The sequence below is a fragment of the Actinoplanes sp. URMC 104 genome (genome assembly GCF_051386375.1).
Classification (GTDB): Bacteria; Actinomycetota; Actinomycetes; order Mycobacteriales; family Micromonosporaceae; genus Actinoplanes.
On sequence record NZ_JBPQTO010000002.1, the window covers coordinates 1447350 to 1462041 of the forward strand.

17 protein-coding genes are annotated in these 14692 nt (G+C 72.5%); 9 read left to right on the forward strand and 8 right to left on the reverse strand.

The annotated features are described in order from the left end of the window. The first annotated feature begins 71 nt into the window (after positions 1-71). The gene (locus tag ACSNN8_RS07655) at positions 72-431 is read left to right on the forward strand and encodes a winged helix-turn-helix transcriptional regulator (protein WP_436647890.1); all 360 of its coding nucleotides are present in this window, start codon (positions 72-74) and stop codon (positions 429-431) included. Here the strand turns inward: ACSNN8_RS07655 and ACSNN8_RS07660 are convergent. Together ACSNN8_RS07660 and ACSNN8_RS07665 are read right to left on the reverse strand one after the other, a co-directional pair. Then, positions 403-777: a VOC family protein gene (locus ACSNN8_RS07660; protein ID WP_436647891.1), complete on the reverse strand. Its 375-nt coding sequence runs from the start codon at positions 775-777 to the stop codon at positions 403-405. The genes ACSNN8_RS07655 and ACSNN8_RS07660 overlap by 29 nt on opposite strands. A 57-nt stretch (positions 778-834) precedes the next feature. Further along, positions 835-1305, reverse strand: a complete 471-nt coding sequence (locus tag ACSNN8_RS07665; protein ID WP_436647892.1) for a hypothetical protein — start codon at positions 1303-1305, stop codon at positions 835-837. 49 nt (positions 1306-1354) lie between these two features. On the opposite strand from ACSNN8_RS07665, the gene ACSNN8_RS07670 reads away from it, so the two are divergent. From ACSNN8_RS07670 to ACSNN8_RS07680, 3 genes are all read left to right on the forward strand, one after another. Then, positions 1355-2542 carry a serine hydrolase domain-containing protein gene (locus ACSNN8_RS07670; protein ID WP_436647894.1) on the forward strand — a complete coding sequence of 396 codons (1188 nt, stop codon included), beginning with the start codon at positions 1355-1357 and terminating at the stop codon, positions 2540-2542. Then, on the forward strand, positions 2539-2898 hold the full coding sequence (locus tag ACSNN8_RS07675; protein ID WP_436647895.1) for a nuclear transport factor 2 family protein: 360 nt from the start codon (positions 2539-2541) through the stop codon (positions 2896-2898). Before ACSNN8_RS07670 ends, ACSNN8_RS07675 begins: the two co-directional genes overlap by 4 nt. Before the next feature lie 82 nt (positions 2899-2980). Then, positions 2981-4483, forward strand: a complete 1503-nt coding sequence (locus tag ACSNN8_RS07680) for a protein kinase domain-containing protein (protein WP_436647897.1) — start codon at positions 2981-2983, stop codon at positions 4481-4483. Between the two features lies 1 nt (position 4484). Here the strand turns inward: ACSNN8_RS07680 and ACSNN8_RS07685 are convergent, their stop codons facing one another. Then, complete coding sequence (locus ACSNN8_RS07685; protein ID WP_436647899.1) at positions 4485-5456, reverse strand: AraC family transcriptional regulator; 972 nt, start codon at positions 5454-5456, stop codon at positions 4485-4487. Positions 5457-5592: 136 nt separating this feature from the next. Here ACSNN8_RS07685 and ACSNN8_RS07690 point away from each other — a divergent pair, with 136 nt between their 5' ends. The 3 genes from ACSNN8_RS07690 (at position 5593) to ACSNN8_RS07700 (ending at position 8293) form a co-directional block, all read left to right on the forward strand. Next, positions 5593-5904, forward strand: a complete 312-nt coding sequence (locus ACSNN8_RS07690; RefSeq protein ID WP_436647900.1) for a hypothetical protein — start codon at positions 5593-5595, stop codon at positions 5902-5904. Between the two features lie 86 nt (positions 5905-5990). Next, entirely contained in the window at positions 5991-6632 is a 642-nt protein-coding gene (locus tag ACSNN8_RS07695) for a TetR family transcriptional regulator (protein WP_436647902.1), read from the forward strand. A gap of 125 nt (positions 6633-6757) precedes the next feature. Continuing rightward, positions 6758-8293: an MFS transporter gene (locus ACSNN8_RS07700; RefSeq protein WP_436649459.1), complete on the forward strand. Its 1536-nt coding sequence runs from the start codon at positions 6758-6760 to the stop codon at positions 8291-8293. 835 nt (positions 8294-9128) lie between these two features. Here the strand turns inward: ACSNN8_RS07700 and ACSNN8_RS07705 are convergent. Further along, positions 9129-9464: a YnfA family protein gene (locus ACSNN8_RS07705; RefSeq protein WP_436647904.1), complete on the reverse strand. Its 336-nt coding sequence runs from the start codon at positions 9462-9464 to the stop codon at positions 9129-9131. Positions 9465-9508: 44 nt separating this feature from the next. Continuing rightward, positions 9509-9865, reverse strand: coding sequence for an STAS domain-containing protein (locus tag ACSNN8_RS07710; RefSeq protein WP_436647905.1), 357 nt, complete (start codon positions 9863-9865; stop codon positions 9509-9511). 298 nt (positions 9866-10163) lie between these two features. Between ACSNN8_RS07710 and ACSNN8_RS07715 the strand changes: the two genes are divergently transcribed. Continuing rightward, positions 10164-11168: an AraC family transcriptional regulator gene (locus ACSNN8_RS07715; protein ID WP_436647907.1), complete on the forward strand. Its 1005-nt coding sequence runs from the start codon at positions 10164-10166 to the stop codon at positions 11166-11168. Between the two features lie 418 nt (positions 11169-11586). Here ACSNN8_RS07715 and ACSNN8_RS07720 read toward each other — a convergent pair whose 3' ends face one another. Next, complete coding sequence (locus tag ACSNN8_RS07720; RefSeq protein ID WP_436647909.1) at positions 11587-11952, reverse strand: hypothetical protein; 366 nt, start codon at positions 11950-11952, stop codon at positions 11587-11589. A 259-nt stretch (positions 11953-12211) separates the two neighbouring features. Between ACSNN8_RS07720 and ACSNN8_RS07725 the strand changes: the two genes are divergently transcribed. Further along, positions 12212-12526 (forward strand): hypothetical protein, encoded by a 315-nt coding sequence (locus tag ACSNN8_RS07725; protein ID WP_436647910.1) that lies wholly within the window; start codon positions 12212-12214, stop codon positions 12524-12526. Here the strand turns inward: ACSNN8_RS07725 and ACSNN8_RS07730 are convergent. Then, entirely contained in the window at positions 12523-13998 is a 1476-nt protein-coding gene (locus tag ACSNN8_RS07730) for a molybdopterin-dependent oxidoreductase (RefSeq protein WP_436647912.1), read from the reverse strand. The genes ACSNN8_RS07725 and ACSNN8_RS07730 overlap by 4 nt on opposite strands. Then, positions 13998-14639, reverse strand: a complete 642-nt coding sequence (locus ACSNN8_RS07735; protein WP_436647913.1) for a fasciclin domain-containing protein — start codon at positions 14637-14639, stop codon at positions 13998-14000. The genes ACSNN8_RS07730 and ACSNN8_RS07735 overlap by 1 nt, the downstream gene beginning before the upstream one ends. Between the last annotated feature and the right edge of the window lie 53 nt (positions 14640-14692).

The following is a 14692-nucleotide window of genomic DNA, read 5'->3' on the forward strand; positions in this document are numbered from 1 at the left end:
GGCGACACTAGGCTGCCACCGGACGCCAACGACAGAAGGCACTTTCGCGTACCCATAGGCGGTGTTGCTTCGTGGATCTGGTCGTGCCCGACGTGCTCGAAGAGGGCTGCACCACCCGGCAGGCGCTGGAACGTCTCGCCGCCAAGTGGCGTGTGCTGCTGGTCTATTCGCTGTTGCCGGGGCCGCGACGCCCGGCCGAGCTGCGCCGGCGGGTGCCCGGCATCACGCAGAAGATGCTGACCGAGACGCTGCGCGGCATGGAGGCCGACGGGCTGGTCGAGCGGCGCGTGCTCAAGGAGTCGGCGCCCCAGCACGTCGAGTACGCGCTGACCGAGCTGGGGCGCACGCTCGAGGAACCGCTCGCCGCGATCTGCCGCTGGGCCGCGCTGCACCCGGGCACGGCTACTCCGGCTCCGGGCCCCGGATCTTGAGGAGCAGACCCTCGGGCGTACGCACGTGAAGCTGCTCGCCGAAGTCGCGATCGGCCCCGACCTCGGCGGCCGCGAAGCCCGCCCGGTGCAGCCGGCTCTCGAGGTCGGCCAGCGGCACCGCCGCGTCGAAGGTGAGCTCGACGGTGTCCTCGCCCAGGGCGCGGTCGGGCGGCCGGGCCACCAGTCCGATCTGGATGGTGCCCAGCTGCATGAGCACCCAGTCGCTGTCCGGGCCGCCGTGGACCACCTCGCCGCCCAGCTGCTCGTAGAAGGCGATCGAGGCGGCGAGGTCGGCCACGTGCAGCATCGGGCGTAGCAGCAGTCCGGGATCGGTCGGTGTCGCCATGGCTGCTCCCCTCGGTCGCTGTGCCGCTGTGCTCGGCGCGTCGACCGGCTCAACGACTCAGTCGTTCAGCTGGGTGTGCTCGATCTCGGTGAGGGCCGCGGTGAGCACCTTGTCCGGCGGGCGCGAGCCGAGCAGATCGGCCAGCAGCAGCGCGGCGTGCCGGGCCAGCACGCCGGGCTCGGGCGGCGGGGCGCCGTCCTCCTCGAGCACGCCGAGGGCGCCCGCCAGCAGGTAGAGCACCACGTGCGGGTCGACGTCGGGGTGCCAGGCGGCGGCCGAGCGCACGCACCGCTGGAGCACCGCGCGCACGTCGTCGCCGTCGAGGCCGTCGGGGTGGGCCTGCTCGAGCAGCAGCCGGGTGGCCGTGCCGAGCACGAGGCCGGTCTGGGCGGGGTCGAGCCGGGCCAGCTCGGTGGCCGCCGCGTCGAAGGCGTCGCCGTCGGGGGCCTGGGCCGCGAGCACCGCGGCGCGGGCCGCCGCCGCGATCGGCCGGGCCGGGGCGGGCAGGTGCCGCCAGTGGGAATCCATGGGCAACGACCCTAACCACCACCCCCGACAACCTGGCAGGCTGAGGCGCATGCCCAGTCAGCTGAGCCAAGCCCTGGCCGCGCGGGTCGAGCGCGGCGAGTTCCCCGGTCTCGTGGCGCTGGTGGCGCGCGGCGACGACGTACGGGTCGAGACGGTCGGCGTCACCCGGTTCGGCGGCGACGTGCCGATGCGCCGCGACACGCCGTTCCGGATCACCTCGATGACCAAGCCCGTGATGGCCGCCGCCACGCTGATGCTCGCCGAGGACGACGTGCTCGACCTCGAGCAGCCGGTCGCCCACTTCCTGCCCGAGCTCGCCGGTCAGCGGGTGCTGACCCGCCCCGACGCCCCGCTGGACGAGACCGTCGAGCCGGCCCGCCCGGTCACGGTGGAGGACCTGCTCACCTTCACGCTCGGCTTCGGCGACGTGATCGGGCCCGGCGGCGAGGTCGACCCGCCCTATCCGATCGTCCGGGCGTGGCGCGAGCTCGGCCTCGCGCTCGCCGAGCCGGAGCCGCGCACCCCGCACGACCCGGACGAGTGGATCAGGCGGTTCGGCTCGTTGCCGCTGATCCACCAGCCGGGTGAGAAGTGGATGTACAACACCGGCACGCTGGTCCTCGGCGTCCTGCTGGCGCGGGCCGCCGGCAAGCCGCTCGACGACCTGCTGCGCGAACGGATCTTCGAGCCGCTCGGCATGACCAGCACCGGCTTCTGGCTGCCCGCCGAGCGGGCCGAGCAGCTCCCCGCCCACTACATGACCGACGAGCAGACCGGGCGGTTGAGCGAGCAACCGGTGCTGCCGGCCGCCGAGTGGGCCCGCCCGCCGGTGTTCGCGTCCGGCTCGGCCGGGCTGCTCTCCACCGCCGACGACTACCTCGCGTTCGCCCGGCTGCTGCTCGACGGCGGCGTGCACGGCGGCACCCGGCTGCTGTCCGCGAAGTCGGTCGCGTCGATGACCACCAACCACCTGACGCCCGATCAGATCGCGTCCGGCGGCTTCTTCCTGGGCGGGTCGGGCTGGGGATACGGGCTGGCCGTCACGGTCGGGAGCGACGACGTGTCGGGTCCGGGGCGGTACGGCTGGTCCGGCGGCTACGGCACCGACTGGTTCACCGACCCCGCCGAGGGGCTGATCTTCATCGTGCTCAGCCAGGTCACCGATCTGCTGTTCGGCGGCGCGCTGCCGGAATTCAGCAAACTCGCGTACGCCGATCTGCCGGGAGACGCCCGATGACCAATCTGGACGCGGTGACGGCCTGGGTCACCAACTACCGCAAGGCCTGGGAGTCCAACGACCCGCGGCAGATCGCCGACCTGTTCGCCGAGGACGCGGCGTATTTCCCCGAGCCGTACGCGAAACCGTGGCTGGGCCGCGACCGCATCGTCGAACAATGGCTGAAGATCAAGGACGAGCCGGGCACCACGACGTTCGCGTGGCATCCGGTGATCGTCACCGAGGAACTGGCGATCGTCCAGGCCACGACGACGTATCCGGACGAGACCTACAGCAATTTGTGGGTGCTGCGGCTCGACGATCTCGGCCAGGCGCGGCAATTCACCGAGTGGTGGATGAAGCACCCCAGCGAATGATCTTCCGCCGGGCCGGAAAGCGAAGGGAATTCGAATCGGCTTCGGATGTGCGGATTCGCGGGCGGGTTGGCAAACTGCTCCGGTGGACGTTCGGCAAGCACTCGGTGGCCGCTACCAATTGCTGGACGAACTCGGCGCCGGCGGCATGGCCGTGGTGTGGCGCGCCCACGACGAGGTGCTCGCCCGGCCGGTAGCGGTCAAGGTGCTCGCCGGCCGGTTCGCGGGCGACCCGCAGTCGCGCGCCCGCATCCGCGACGAGGCCCGGGCGGCGGCCACGCTGTCGCATCCCAACATCGCGCAGGTCTACGACTACGGCGAGTCCGACGATCTCCCGTACGTCGTGATGGAGCTGGTCAACGGGCCGACCCTGCAGCAGAAGGCGTCGTCGGGGCCGCTGCCGCCGCGGACGATCTTCCGCATCTGCGGCGAGGTGGCGGCCGCGCTGGCCGCCGCGCACGAGGACGGCCTGGTCCACCGCGACATCAAGATGGCCAACATCATGCTCTCGCCGGGCGGGGTGAAGGTCGTCGACTTCGGCATCGCCGCCGCGGCCGGTCCCGGCGAACCCGAGGACATGCTGGTCGGCACCCCGGCCTACCTCGCGCCCGAACGTCTCACCGGCGATGCGGTCGAGCCGGCGTCCGATGTGTACGCGCTGGGTGTGCTGCTCTATCGGCTGCTGGCCCACGAGCCGCCGTGGAGCGTCGAGAGCACCACCCAGATGCTGCAGGCCCACGTGTACGTGGCCCCGGCCCCGCTGCCGCAGCTGCCGGGCGTGCCGGCCGCGGTCGCCCAGCTGATCGACCGCTGCCTGCTCAAGAACCCCGCCGACCGGCCGACCGCGGCGGAGGTGTCGGCCACACTGGCGGACGCGGCCGAGGCTGCGGCGGCCGATGCCGTACGCGAAGGGGACGAGACTGCGGCGATGCGCGTGCCGCACCACGCGATCGCCCCGCCGGCGCCCGTGACCCCGGACGCAACCCCGCGCGTACGCCGGAAGCACGTCCTCGCCGCGGCCGGGATCACGGTCGTGGTCGCCGCAGCGCTGGGGGCCTGGATCGCGGACGGCGAGCCGCAGGCGGGAGGACGGCAGCAGGTCGCCGAGGCGCCCACCTCGGCCGCGCCCTCCGCCGTGATCAGCGGGCGCGTCGTGCCGCCGGCCACCACCGCGGGCGGGAACGATCCGGCGCCCGCGACCGCCGGCGCGCCCGGGCCGGGCGGAGTGATCGCCGGCAGCGGCAGCCCGTTGCCGCTGCCCTCCGCCGTACCGTCCGGGTCGCCCCTCGTGTCGCCCAGCGTGAGCGCCCTGCCGCAGCCGAGCACCTCGAGTGAGCCCTCGCCGTCACCCACGGCGGATCCGCCGGAGGGCAGGCGGCTGTCGTCGCGCGGCGGAGTCGTCTATGCCGTGTGCGCCGGCGGCGAGGCCGAGCTGACCGGGTGGGAACCCGCCGAGGGCTACACCGTGCAGGTCCTGCAGCAGGGCCCGGCGCTCGCGGCGCGGATCCTGTTCTCCGACCGGATCAGGTATCGCATGACGGTGACGTGCGTGGGCGACACCCCGACCTCCGTCGTGCTGCCGCTGTGAGCTAGCCGCGCAGCGTCTGGCTGGGCGTCCGGCCGTACTCGGCGCGGTACTCGGCGGCGAAGCGGCCCAGGTTGACGAAGCCCCAGCGCCGGGCGGTCTCCTGCACGGTCACGCCGTCGGCGGGGTTGCCGGTCAGCAGCTCCCGGTGCACGCGGTCGAGCCGTACGCGCCGGAGGTAGCCCATCGGCGTGATGTCGAGATGGCGGCGGAACGCGGTCTGCAGCCCGCGCACACCCACCCCGGCGGCGGCCGCGATGAGGCCGACCGTCAGCGACTCCTCGGCGTGCTCCTCGATGAACGCCGTCGCGCGACGCAGCACCGCCGGGGCCACGTGACCGCCGTCGTTCGTGCGGGTCGCGGTCATGGTCGTGTTCGGGAACACCGAGATCAGCGTGGACGCGGTGAGGCGTACGAGCTGGTGCGAGACCAGCGGCGGAGGCTCGGCGCCTGGAGTGCTCAGCTGCCGCCACACGAAGTCGGCGGTCTGCACCCAGAGCCGGCGCGCCTCCTCGGACACCGGCGTCATGCCCGCGAACCGCAGCTCGTCGGCGGGCAGGCCGGTGACCGCCTCGGCCACCTCCGCGGCGACGCTCACGGGCAGCCGCAGCAGGACGAGCACGGAGTCGCCGTAGTGCCCGGAGGTGGGCACCCCGACGGGATAGAGAAAACCCTGCATGCGAGGCAGCGCGATGGTCTGGCCGCGCACCTCGACGCGGGCCCCGCCCTCGGCCACGAAGCCGGTCAGCAGGAACGGCCACGGTTCGCCGTGCGCGTGGTAGCGCACGCCGCCGAAGCGGATGAGCGCGGTGTCGACGTCGCCGTACCGGCTCTCCCGGACCCGCAGATCGACCGCGGCCGGGTCGTTGAACGTGATGCGGGACCGGTGAGCGGCGATGCGGTTGATCGCCTCGGCCGCCACGTCGCGATCACGGGTGCGCACGTCGATGCGTTCCGGTCGAACTGCAAGTGCCATCGGAATCCTCTCGGGAACTTCCCAGGATGCCAGACTCCCCACTGTGGAGTTTGTGATCATCGTGCGCCGACGTTATTCGTGCAGCTCAGCGGGTAGAACGGCCATCGCCGCGTAAGGCAGTGAAAGGGGATCAGACATGGCCAGGGACAACGTGACCTCCGAGGCCGCCGAGGGGCAGCGCGACCGCCGGTTCCACGGCGGCACCCCCGCCCACCTCGACGACGACGAGCTGGCTCGCCGCACCGAGCAGGAGCGCGCCGACGCCGGAGTGACCGATTACGACGCCGGGGACGTGCCGCCGGCCACCGACGACCCGGTCCCGTTCGACCCGGACGCCGACACCGACGGACAGGACATCCGCAGCGTCACCTCCCGCCAGGAGGCGGAGGGTGAGACCGCGCCGCTCAGTGCGGACAACCCGTTCCCACCCACCCGCTACGCCGAGTAGCCCTGCCGGTCGGCGCGTCCGTAACGCGCATCACTGCAGAGAATAAAAGTTTGCAGGGCCTGCAACATCGGCTCTAGCCTGCATCTGTGGGCAGCACAGCGACGACCGCCGCCACCGGGCGGCGAGACCGAAAGAAACAGCAGACCAGGGCGGCCCTGATAGCGGCCGCCCTGCGTCTGGTGGACGAGCGCGGCCTCGACCGGGTCACCGTCGAGGAGATCAGCGAGGCGGCCGACGTCTCCCCGCGTACGTTCTTCAACTACTTCGCCACCAAGGACGACGCGCTGATCGGCGCGATGCCCGACGGGCCCTCGATGCGCGAGCGGCTGCTCGCCGTGCCGGCCGGGGTGCCGCTGGTGCCCGCGCTCCTCGAGGCCATGCTGCCGGACATCGCCGGCATCCAGGCCGAGCGCGACGTGTGGCTGCTGCGCATGCGGGTCATCCGCGACAACCCGTCGCTGCTGCCGATCCTGGTCGCCCGCGGGGAGTGCGCCGAGCAGGAGACCGTCGCCGCGGTCGCCGCCCGGACGGGCCTGCCCGCCGACAGCATGTTCCCCCAGCTCGCCGCGACGCTGGTCGGCGCCGCGCTGCGCACCGCGATGATGCGCTGGGCCACCGACGGCCGCGACCTCGCCGAGCTCGTCCGCGAGGCCTTCGAGCTGCTCGCCTCCGGCCTGGCCGAACCACCCGCCGGGCCCCGCCCCTCTCACCAGGAAGACACGCGATGACACTCACCAGTCCGCCCGACCGGCCGGACCCTACCGTCGCCGAGGACGCCGTCGCGCTCGGCGGCGCGCCGGTCGCGGCCGAAGCGGTCGACCAGGCCGCCGCGCCCACCGCGGAGTCCGGCCGGATGGCTCGCCGCGAGGTCGTGCAGGCGCTCTCCGGGCTGATGCTCGGCATGTTCGTGGCGATCCTCGCCTCGACCGTCGTCTCCAACGCGCTGCCCCGCATCATCGCCGACCTCAACGGCAGCCAGTCCGTCTACACCTGGATCGTCACTACCGAGCTGCTGGCGATGACCGCCACCGTGCCGCTCTGGGGCAAGCTCGCCGACCTCTACAACAAGAAGCTGCTGATCCAGATCTCGCTGCTGCTGTTCGTTGCCGGCTCGCTGATCGCCGGCTTCACCCCCGACGTCGGCGTCCTGATCGTCAGCCGGGTGGTGCAGGGCGTCGGCGCGGGCGGCATGACCGCGCTCGCCACGATCGTGCTGGCGGCGATCATCCCGCCGCGCGAGATGGGCCGCTACTCCGGCATGTTCGGCGCGGTCTTCGGTGTCGCGACGATCGCGGGGCCGCTGATCGGCGGCGTCATGGTGGACACCTCCTGGCTGGGCTGGCGCTGGTGCTTCTTCATCGGCGTGCCGTTCTCGGTCGCGGCGATCGCGCTGCTGCAGAAGACGCTGCACCTGCCTTCCGTACGCCGTCCCGGCGTGAAGATCGACTGGCTGGGCGCGTTCCTCATCACCGCGGGCGTGAGCACGCTGCTGATCTGGTCGACGCTCGCCGGGCAGCACTTCGACTGGGCGTCGTGGCAGACGGCGGCGTTCGTGGCCGGCGGACTCGTGCTGCTGGCGCTCGCGGTGTGGGTGGAGTCCCGCGCCGAGGAGCCGATCATCCCGCTCGGCATCTTCCGCAACCGCACCGTCACCCTGTCGATCGTGGCGAGCGTGCTCGTCGGTGTGGCGATGTTCGGCGGCACGGTGTTCCTGTCGCAGTACTTCCAGGTTGCGCTCGGTAAGTCCCCGACGGTCGCCGGCCTCATGAGCCTGCCGATGATTTTCGGTCTGCTGGTGTCCTCGGTCGTTGCCGGAGCTCTCATCACGAAGACCGGCAGGTGGAAGAGGTACCTGGTCCTGGGCGCGATCGTGATGACCGGCGGCATGCTGCTGCTGAGCACCATCGGCGCGGACACCAGCGTCCTGGTCATCTCGGTGCACATGGCGGTGCTGGGCGTCGGCGTCGGCATGCTGATGCAGAACCTGGTGCTGGCCGCGCAGAACGACGTGCCCGCCGCCGAGCTGGGCGCCGCCACTTCGACGCTCACGTTCTTCCGCAGCATGGGCGGCGCGATCGGGGTGAGCGCGCTGGGCGCGGTGCTGGCCAACAAGGTGTCGTCGCTGTTCGCCGAGAGGTTCGGCGCCGCCGCGGCGGCCGGCGGTGGCGGGCAGGAGGTTCCCGACGTGAGCCAGCTGCCGCCGCAGGTGCTGGACGTCGTGAAGGACATCTACGGCACGGCCACCGCGGAGCTGTTCCTGATCGGCGCCCCGATCGCCTTCCTGGCCGTGATCGCCGTGCTGTTCATCAAGGAGAAGCCGCTCTCCGACCTCAGCGGCGACGAGCGCCGCGCCCAGGAGGCCGCCGCCACCGGCGTCCCCCTGCACTGAGCCCTTCCCGACCGGCGCCGGGCCGTCCCCCACCCGCGGGGCGGCCCGACGCCCGTGTCGCTCTTCCTTCCGCGCCACTCCTCCTTCGCACCCCCCTTCTTCCGCCTGTTGCTCCTTCCGCTCGGCCCTTCTCCCGCCCGGCCCTTCTCCCGCCCGCCCCTTCTCCCGCCCGCCCCTTCTCCCGCCCGACCCTTCTTCCGCCCGCCCCTCCTCCCGCCCGCCCCTCCTCCCGCCCGGCCCTCCTCCCGCCCGACCCTTCTTCCGCCCGCCCCTCCTCCCGCCCGCCCCTCCTCCCGCCCGGCCCTCCTCCCGCCCGACCCTTCTTCCGCCCGCCCCTCCTCCCGCCCGACCCTTCTTCCGCCCGCCCCTCCTCCCGCCCGGCCCTTCTTCCGCCCGCCCTTTCTTCCGCCCGCCCCCCTCCCGGGCGGGTGGGGCGAGGCGAGGCAAGGCGGGGCGAGGCAGGGCGGGGCGAGGCAGGGCGGGGCGAGGCAGCGCAGGGCAGGGCGAGGCAGCGCAGGACGAGGCAGCGCAGGGCAGGGCGAGGCAGCGCAGGACGAGGCAGCGCAGGACGAGGCAGCGCAGGACGAGGCAGCGCAGGACGAGGCAGCGCAGGACGAGGCAGCGCAGGACGAGGCAGCGCAGGACGAGGCAGCGCAGGACGAGGCAGCGCAGGACGAGGCAGCGCAGGACGAGGCAGCGCAGGACGAGGCAGCGCAGGACGAGGCAGCGCAGGACGAGGCAGCGCAGGACGAGGCAGCGCAGGACGAGGCAGCGCAGGACGAGGCAGGGCGGGGCAGGGCGGGGCGGATGCTGAGACGGCGGCGACCGGAAGTGGTCAGGTGCCCCGAGGGGCGTACATGATGACGGCGACCCCGGCCAGGCAGAGCGCGGCGCCCAGAATGTCAAGACGGTCGGGGCGGAAGCCGTCGACGACCATGCCCCAAGCCAGCGAGCCCGCGACGAACACCCCGCCGTACGCGGCGAGGATCCGGCCGAAGTGGGGGTCCGGCTGCAGGGTTGCCACGAAGCCGTACGCGCCCAGCGCGATCACCCCGGCGCCGGCGAACAGCGCGCCCCGGTGTTCCCGGACGCCCTGCCAGACGAGCCACGCGCCGCCGATCTCGGCGAGCGCGGCCAGCAGGAACAGGGCGATCGAGCGCAGAACGGTCATGCGCACCATTCAACCGTCCCGGGCCGTCCGCGCCCGGGAGCTGGTCAGGAGGGGCGCAGGCCGACCGACGTACGCGGGGAGGGCGGCTCGGCGCAGCCCAGCAACCCGACGAGGCCGGACACCCAGAGCTGGCGGTACACCGTCGGGCTGGGGTGGCTGACCACGAGCTTGACCCCGCTCGCGGCGGCGGTGTGGAAGCAGGCCACGAGGATGCCGATGCCGATGCTGTCGATCAGCATCACGCGTTGGAGATCGAGGCAGATCTTGCCCGGCGTGGAACCGGTCAGCACGTCGTTGACGGCGTCCCGCATCACGTGGGCATTGTCAAGATCAATCTCACCGCTGGGAGCGATCTCGACGGTGCCATCGGCCAACTGGCGCGTGGTGATCGGCAGATACACGGCTGCCCTCTTCCTGGCGTCGAGCGGGCCGACGCCGACGTCCGCGTGGAGGACACATGCCGACGACCACGAACGATCCCCATCGTGATCCCGGTGAGCATCGGGCGCCTCGCCCCTGCGCCGCTCTCCAACCGCGTTCCTACAATCCGCTGGTCTGCAAGTTACGCCACGTAGGCGCGGAACGCCAGAGTAGTTCATATGGCCTGAATGTGCTGGATCGGTCAGCGCGCGCGGGGAACGTTGACGTTCCACGTACCGGGGCCGAATACTCACGGTATGCGATGGGACTTGTCCAGGCATGGCTGAGGCCTCTGCCAGATCGACCCCCGCGTTCCCCGAGATTCCCGAGATAGTCCAGTTCAGCGGCGTGGATCTCGACAAGGCGCGGGCGGTGCTAAATCGGTTCTATTACCCCGTGGCGGTGGGATCGCCGGACGACACAGCCGACTTCCGGCTAGGGGTCGGAGTGATCCAACTCGGACCGCTTACGGTCGGACATTTGAGCTTCGCCACGCCCGTGACCCTGCAGGTCGCCGAGCTGGACGCCTACCACGTGAGCATGCCGACGCACGGCCGGCTGCACGCCCGGCACGCCGGTCGCGAAGTCGTCGCCGGCCCGTCGAGCGGGGTCGTGTTCGGCCCCGGCAGCCCCGTCTTCACCTCCCGCGGCGCGAACTCCGCGGAGGTCGCGGTCAAGGTCGAGCGCAAGGCGCTGGAAGACGAACTGTGCGGACTGCTGGGTCACCCGGTCGAGCGACCCCTCGGCCTCCCCCCGAAGGTGGACCTTTCCGCCGGCCCCGGGCACAGCTGGAGCCGCCTCGTCCGCCTGATGTGCGACGAGCTCGAGTACGACGCCAGCCTGTTCGCCGAGCCGCTCATGGCCGAGCGCGTCCGCTGCACCGTCGTCACCGGCCTGCTGATGAGCCTGCCCCACAACTATCGCGACGAACTGACCGGCGACGCCGCCGCAGCTCCGCCCCGCGCCATCCGCCGGGTGGTCGACGTGATCCAGAACGAGCCCGAGCGCCCGTTCACGGTGACCGATTTGGCCCGCATCGCCAACATGAGCGTGCGCTCCCTGCAGGAGGGTTTCCGCCGCCATCTGGGCACCGCGCCCATGACGTACCTGCAGCAGATCCGCCTGGTCCGCGCCCACGAGGCCCTGCGCCGAGCCGACCCCGCCCGCCTGACCGTCGCCGCCATCGCCCACCGCTGGGGGTTCGCCCACCTGGGCCGTTTCGCTTCGGCCTACCGGGCCCGCTTCAACGAGTCCCCGTTCGAAACCCTCCGCGCCACCCGCTGATCTCGCCTCCGCCGCACCCAGCCGACCGTGCGCCGCCGGCCGTCGCCTGGTCGCCGCCTGCTGCGCCGCTCACCGAGGCGACGTCAGGTCGAGCCAAGCGGAGTCGCTGGTCGCTGCCTGCAAAGCACCGACCGTGGCGACAACCGGTTCAGCCCACAAGCCCGGTTCGCCGCCTGCAGGAACGGCGACCGTGGCGACAACCGGTCCGCTGACCGTGAGTGAAGTCGGGCCGGAAAGCGGACCTCGCACCAGGTGACACAAACCGGACAGCACCGCCCACAGCGGCAGTCCACGAAACGCAGGGACGGCCACGCGGAACGGACAGGCTCGAAGGCAGGGCAGTCCACGAAGCGTACGGGCCCCGACGCGAACCGGACAGGACAGGACACCGGAAGGCGACGAAGCTCGACCCGGGCGGCTACTCCCCCGGGTCACTCCTTCGGGGCTGGGGTACCTCGTTCGGGGCAGGGCGCGCGGGCGCCAGCCCGAACAGATGGCCCCTCGGCGGGACCCACTCGCGCCACGGGCCGAGCCGTGCGGGCACGGCGGCCAGGTCGCCGTCGCCGGCGCCGCGCAGCTCACGGAGGTAGGCCAGCACCCGCCCAGCCGCCTCGCCACCGTCCTCGGCCAGGCCCAGCAGCAGGCGACGTACGTCGTCGGCCGCTGGATCGGCCGGGTCGAGGCCCGGCACGTCCGCGGCGGGACGGCGCAGCAGCGCGGCCAGCCCCGCCAGGGCCTGCATCGCGTCGCACGCGTCCCGTTCGGCATCGGACAGGCTGGTCACGACCGCCCTCCCCGGCTCTCGGCCATGCGTTCCCCCCTCAGCGCGCCCACGACCGCGGGAATCCGCCGGACCCCGTGTGCGGGCTCAAGGCGAAAATGTATTCGGCCCGCTACTAAGCGTCCATCCGTAACGCGCAAGTCCTGTCCAGTTAGCGCTCAGTTTGACCGGCGGACTGATTGATCGTCCCTTTCCGGCACATGGTGCGGACACGCGTCGATGGGGTACGTACCCATCCTGAGCCGAACCGATGGAGGACATCATGACCGACGAGATACATCAGCCGTTGGAGGAGACCCCGGAGGTGGCCGACGCCATCGAGGACGACGTCGCGGTCGACGCGTTCATGACCGGCGGCGGTCCCGACAGCGAGACGCCCGAGTTCCTGGCGCCCGGGGATGAGCCGGCCGAGCAGCCGGGCGGGGAGCCCACCTACCGCACTGGCGCGGAGCAGCCCTGGGATCCCGAGGACCTCGCCGTCGCCGAGGGCCGCGACCCCACCCCCGAGAACGTCGAGCGCGCCCGCGAGGAGCTGGAGCGCGACGGCGCCGCCGCCATCGAGCGCACGGTTCCCTAGGCGCCGACCGTCACGCTGATCGTGTGCCACCCCGTGGCCCCGCTGGGGAACGGGGTGGCGCGGTCCTGGGTCTGCACCGCGCCCGTACGGTCCGTCGCGCGCACGGCCAGCGAGTGCGGCCCGGCCCCGGCCTGCCACGCGTACCGCCACTGCACCCACGTGTCCGCCGACGGCGCCGGCAGCAGCTCGGCCTCGCGCCACGGGCCGTCGTCGACGCGCACCTCGACCGAGGCGATCCCCCGCCCCTGCGCCCACGCCACCCCGGCGACGGTCACCACACCGGCCTTCACCTGGGCGAACGGCCGGGGACGGTCGATCCGCGAACCGGTCTTCACCGGCGCCTGCACGGCCCACCCGCGCTCGACCCAGTACGCGTCGAAGCGGTCGAACGTGGTCAGCTCGAGCGAGGCCAGCCACTTGCACGAGCCGGCGTACCCGTACACGCCCGGGGTGATCATGCGCACCGGGAAGCCGTGCTCGAGCGGCAGCGGCTCGCCGTTCATGCCGACGGCGAGCATCGCGTCGCGCCCGTCGAGCAGCGTCGCCACCGGGGTGCCGATCGTCATGCCGTCCACCGAGCGCGCCACCAGCTGATCCGCGCCGGCCGACACGCCCAGCGAGCGCAGCAGCGGCGCCAGCGGCACCCCGAGCCACCGGGCGGTCCCCGCGTACGGTCCCCCGACCTCGTTGGACACGCAGGTCAGCGTCACCGGCCGTTCGATCAGCGGCATCGCGAGCAGGTCCTCGAACGAGAGCCGCGCCTCCCGCGACACCATTCCGTGCACGCGCAGTGACCAGCCGTCCAGGTCGACGCGGGGCACGGTGAGGGCGGTGTCCACCCGATAGAAGTCCGCGTTCGGCGTGAGCAGTTCCGGGCGTACGGGTGGCCCGGCGTCGGCCGCTGCGGGCAGCCGCACCGCTTCCCGGGCCCGGGCACGCGCCCCGCCCGCGGCCCGCCGCACCGCCACGGACGCACCCGAGGCGACCACCGCACCCCCGGCCACCAGCGCCGCCGCCCGCAGGAAGCCCCGGCGATCCAGCCGTACGCCGGGAGCCGCGCGGCGCAGCAGCCACCACAACGCCACGGCCGCCAGCGCCGCACCGACGATCGACGGCACCACGTCGTACGCCTGGGAAGCCGGCCGGGACAACGCCGCGCCGGCCCCCGCCACGCCCAGCACGGCGGGCCCCGCGACGATCATGATGCGCTTACGGACAGCGACCACGCCCGCCAGCGCGGCCAGCAGGGCCACCATGACACCGACGACCGTCAGCAGCACCGGCTTGTCGGAGGTCCCCAGCTCGCGCACGGCGAGCTCCTTCACGGCGGTCGGCGTCGCGTCGATGACCGCGCCGCCCACCGCGACCAGCGGCCCGGCCGCGGGCCGGGTGGCGGCCGCCAGCACCTCGGCGACGCCCACCCCCCAGCCCGCGGCCAGCAAACCGGCGACCGCTCCGGCCGGAGTCCGCATCAGCTCTTCGGCATCAGGACGGAGTCGATGATGTAGACGGTGGCGTTGGCCGTCTGCACGTTGCCGCACACCACCGACGCGTCGTTGACCTTGAACTGCTCGCCGCTGCCGGTGACGGTCACCTCGCCGCCCTGCAGGGTCTTGTGCGGGCCGGCCAGCGCCTCGGGCGCGAGCTTCCCGGGCACCACGTGGTAGGTCAGGATGCTGGTCAGCGTCTTCTTGTCGGCCAGCACCTTGTCGAGCTGCGCCTTCGGGATCTTGGCGAACGCGTCGTTGGTGGGCGCGAAGACCGTGAGGCCGTCGGCCGAGTTGAGCGAGTCGACGAGGCCCGCCTTCTTGACGGCCGTGACCAGTGTGGACAGCAGCGGGTTGCCCGACGCCGCGGTGGCCACCGGCACCTGCGCCATGGCCTGGAAGCTGCCGGGGTTGGAGGAGTCGGTCGGCACGGCCGAACAGCCGGCGCCGAAGGTCGTCATCATGTCGGACGGAGCCGAGCTGGGCGCCGCGGAGGCGGTCATCGTGGGCGCCGCGGCAGCGCTGTCGCCGCCGGAGGAGTCGCTGGACGAATCGGAGCCGCAGGCCGCGAGCGAGATCGAGAACAGGGCCGCCGCCGCCACCGCGGTGAGCTTCGTTGCACGCATGGTTCGTCCCTTTCGGATGTTTGTTACTTACACCCTTTATTCGGGACGAACCA

Coding starts and splice junctions, on each gene's coding strand:
- ACSNN8_RS07660 (WP_436647891.1), bottom strand. CDS start 777: ATGGCGACACCGACCGATCCCGGACTGCTGCTACGCCCGATGCTGCAC.
- ACSNN8_RS07665 (WP_436647892.1), bottom strand. CDS start 1,305: ATGGATTCCCACTGGCGGCACCTGCCCGCCCCGGCCCGGCCGATCGCG.
- ACSNN8_RS07670 (WP_436647894.1), top strand. CDS start 1,355: ATGCCCAGTCAGCTGAGCCAAGCCCTGGCCGCGCGGGTCGAGCGCGGC.
- ACSNN8_RS07675 (WP_436647895.1), top strand. CDS start 2,539: ATGACCAATCTGGACGCGGTGACGGCCTGGGTCACCAACTACCGCAAG.
- ACSNN8_RS07685 (WP_436647899.1), bottom strand. CDS start 5,456: ATGGCACTTGCAGTTCGACCGGAACGCATCGACGTGCGCACCCGTGAT.
- ACSNN8_RS07690 (WP_436647900.1), top strand. CDS start 5,593: ATGGCCAGGGACAACGTGACCTCCGAGGCCGCCGAGGGGCAGCGCGAC.
- ACSNN8_RS07700 (WP_436649459.1), top strand. CDS start 6,758: ATGGCTCGCCGCGAGGTCGTGCAGGCGCTCTCCGGGCTGATGCTCGGC.
- ACSNN8_RS07705 (WP_436647904.1), bottom strand. CDS start 9,464: ATGACCGTTCTGCGCTCGATCGCCCTGTTCCTGCTGGCCGCGCTCGCC.
- ACSNN8_RS07715 (WP_436647907.1), top strand. CDS start 10,164: ATGGCTGAGGCCTCTGCCAGATCGACCCCCGCGTTCCCCGAGATTCCC.
- ACSNN8_RS07725 (WP_436647910.1), top strand. CDS start 12,212: ATGACCGACGAGATACATCAGCCGTTGGAGGAGACCCCGGAGGTGGCC.
- ACSNN8_RS07730 (WP_436647912.1), bottom strand. CDS start 13,998: ATGCGGACTCCGGCCGGAGCGGTCGCCGGTTTGCTGGCCGCGGGCTGG.
- ACSNN8_RS07735 (WP_436647913.1), bottom strand. CDS start 14,639: ATGCGTGCAACGAAGCTCACCGCGGTGGCGGCGGCGGCCCTGTTCTCG.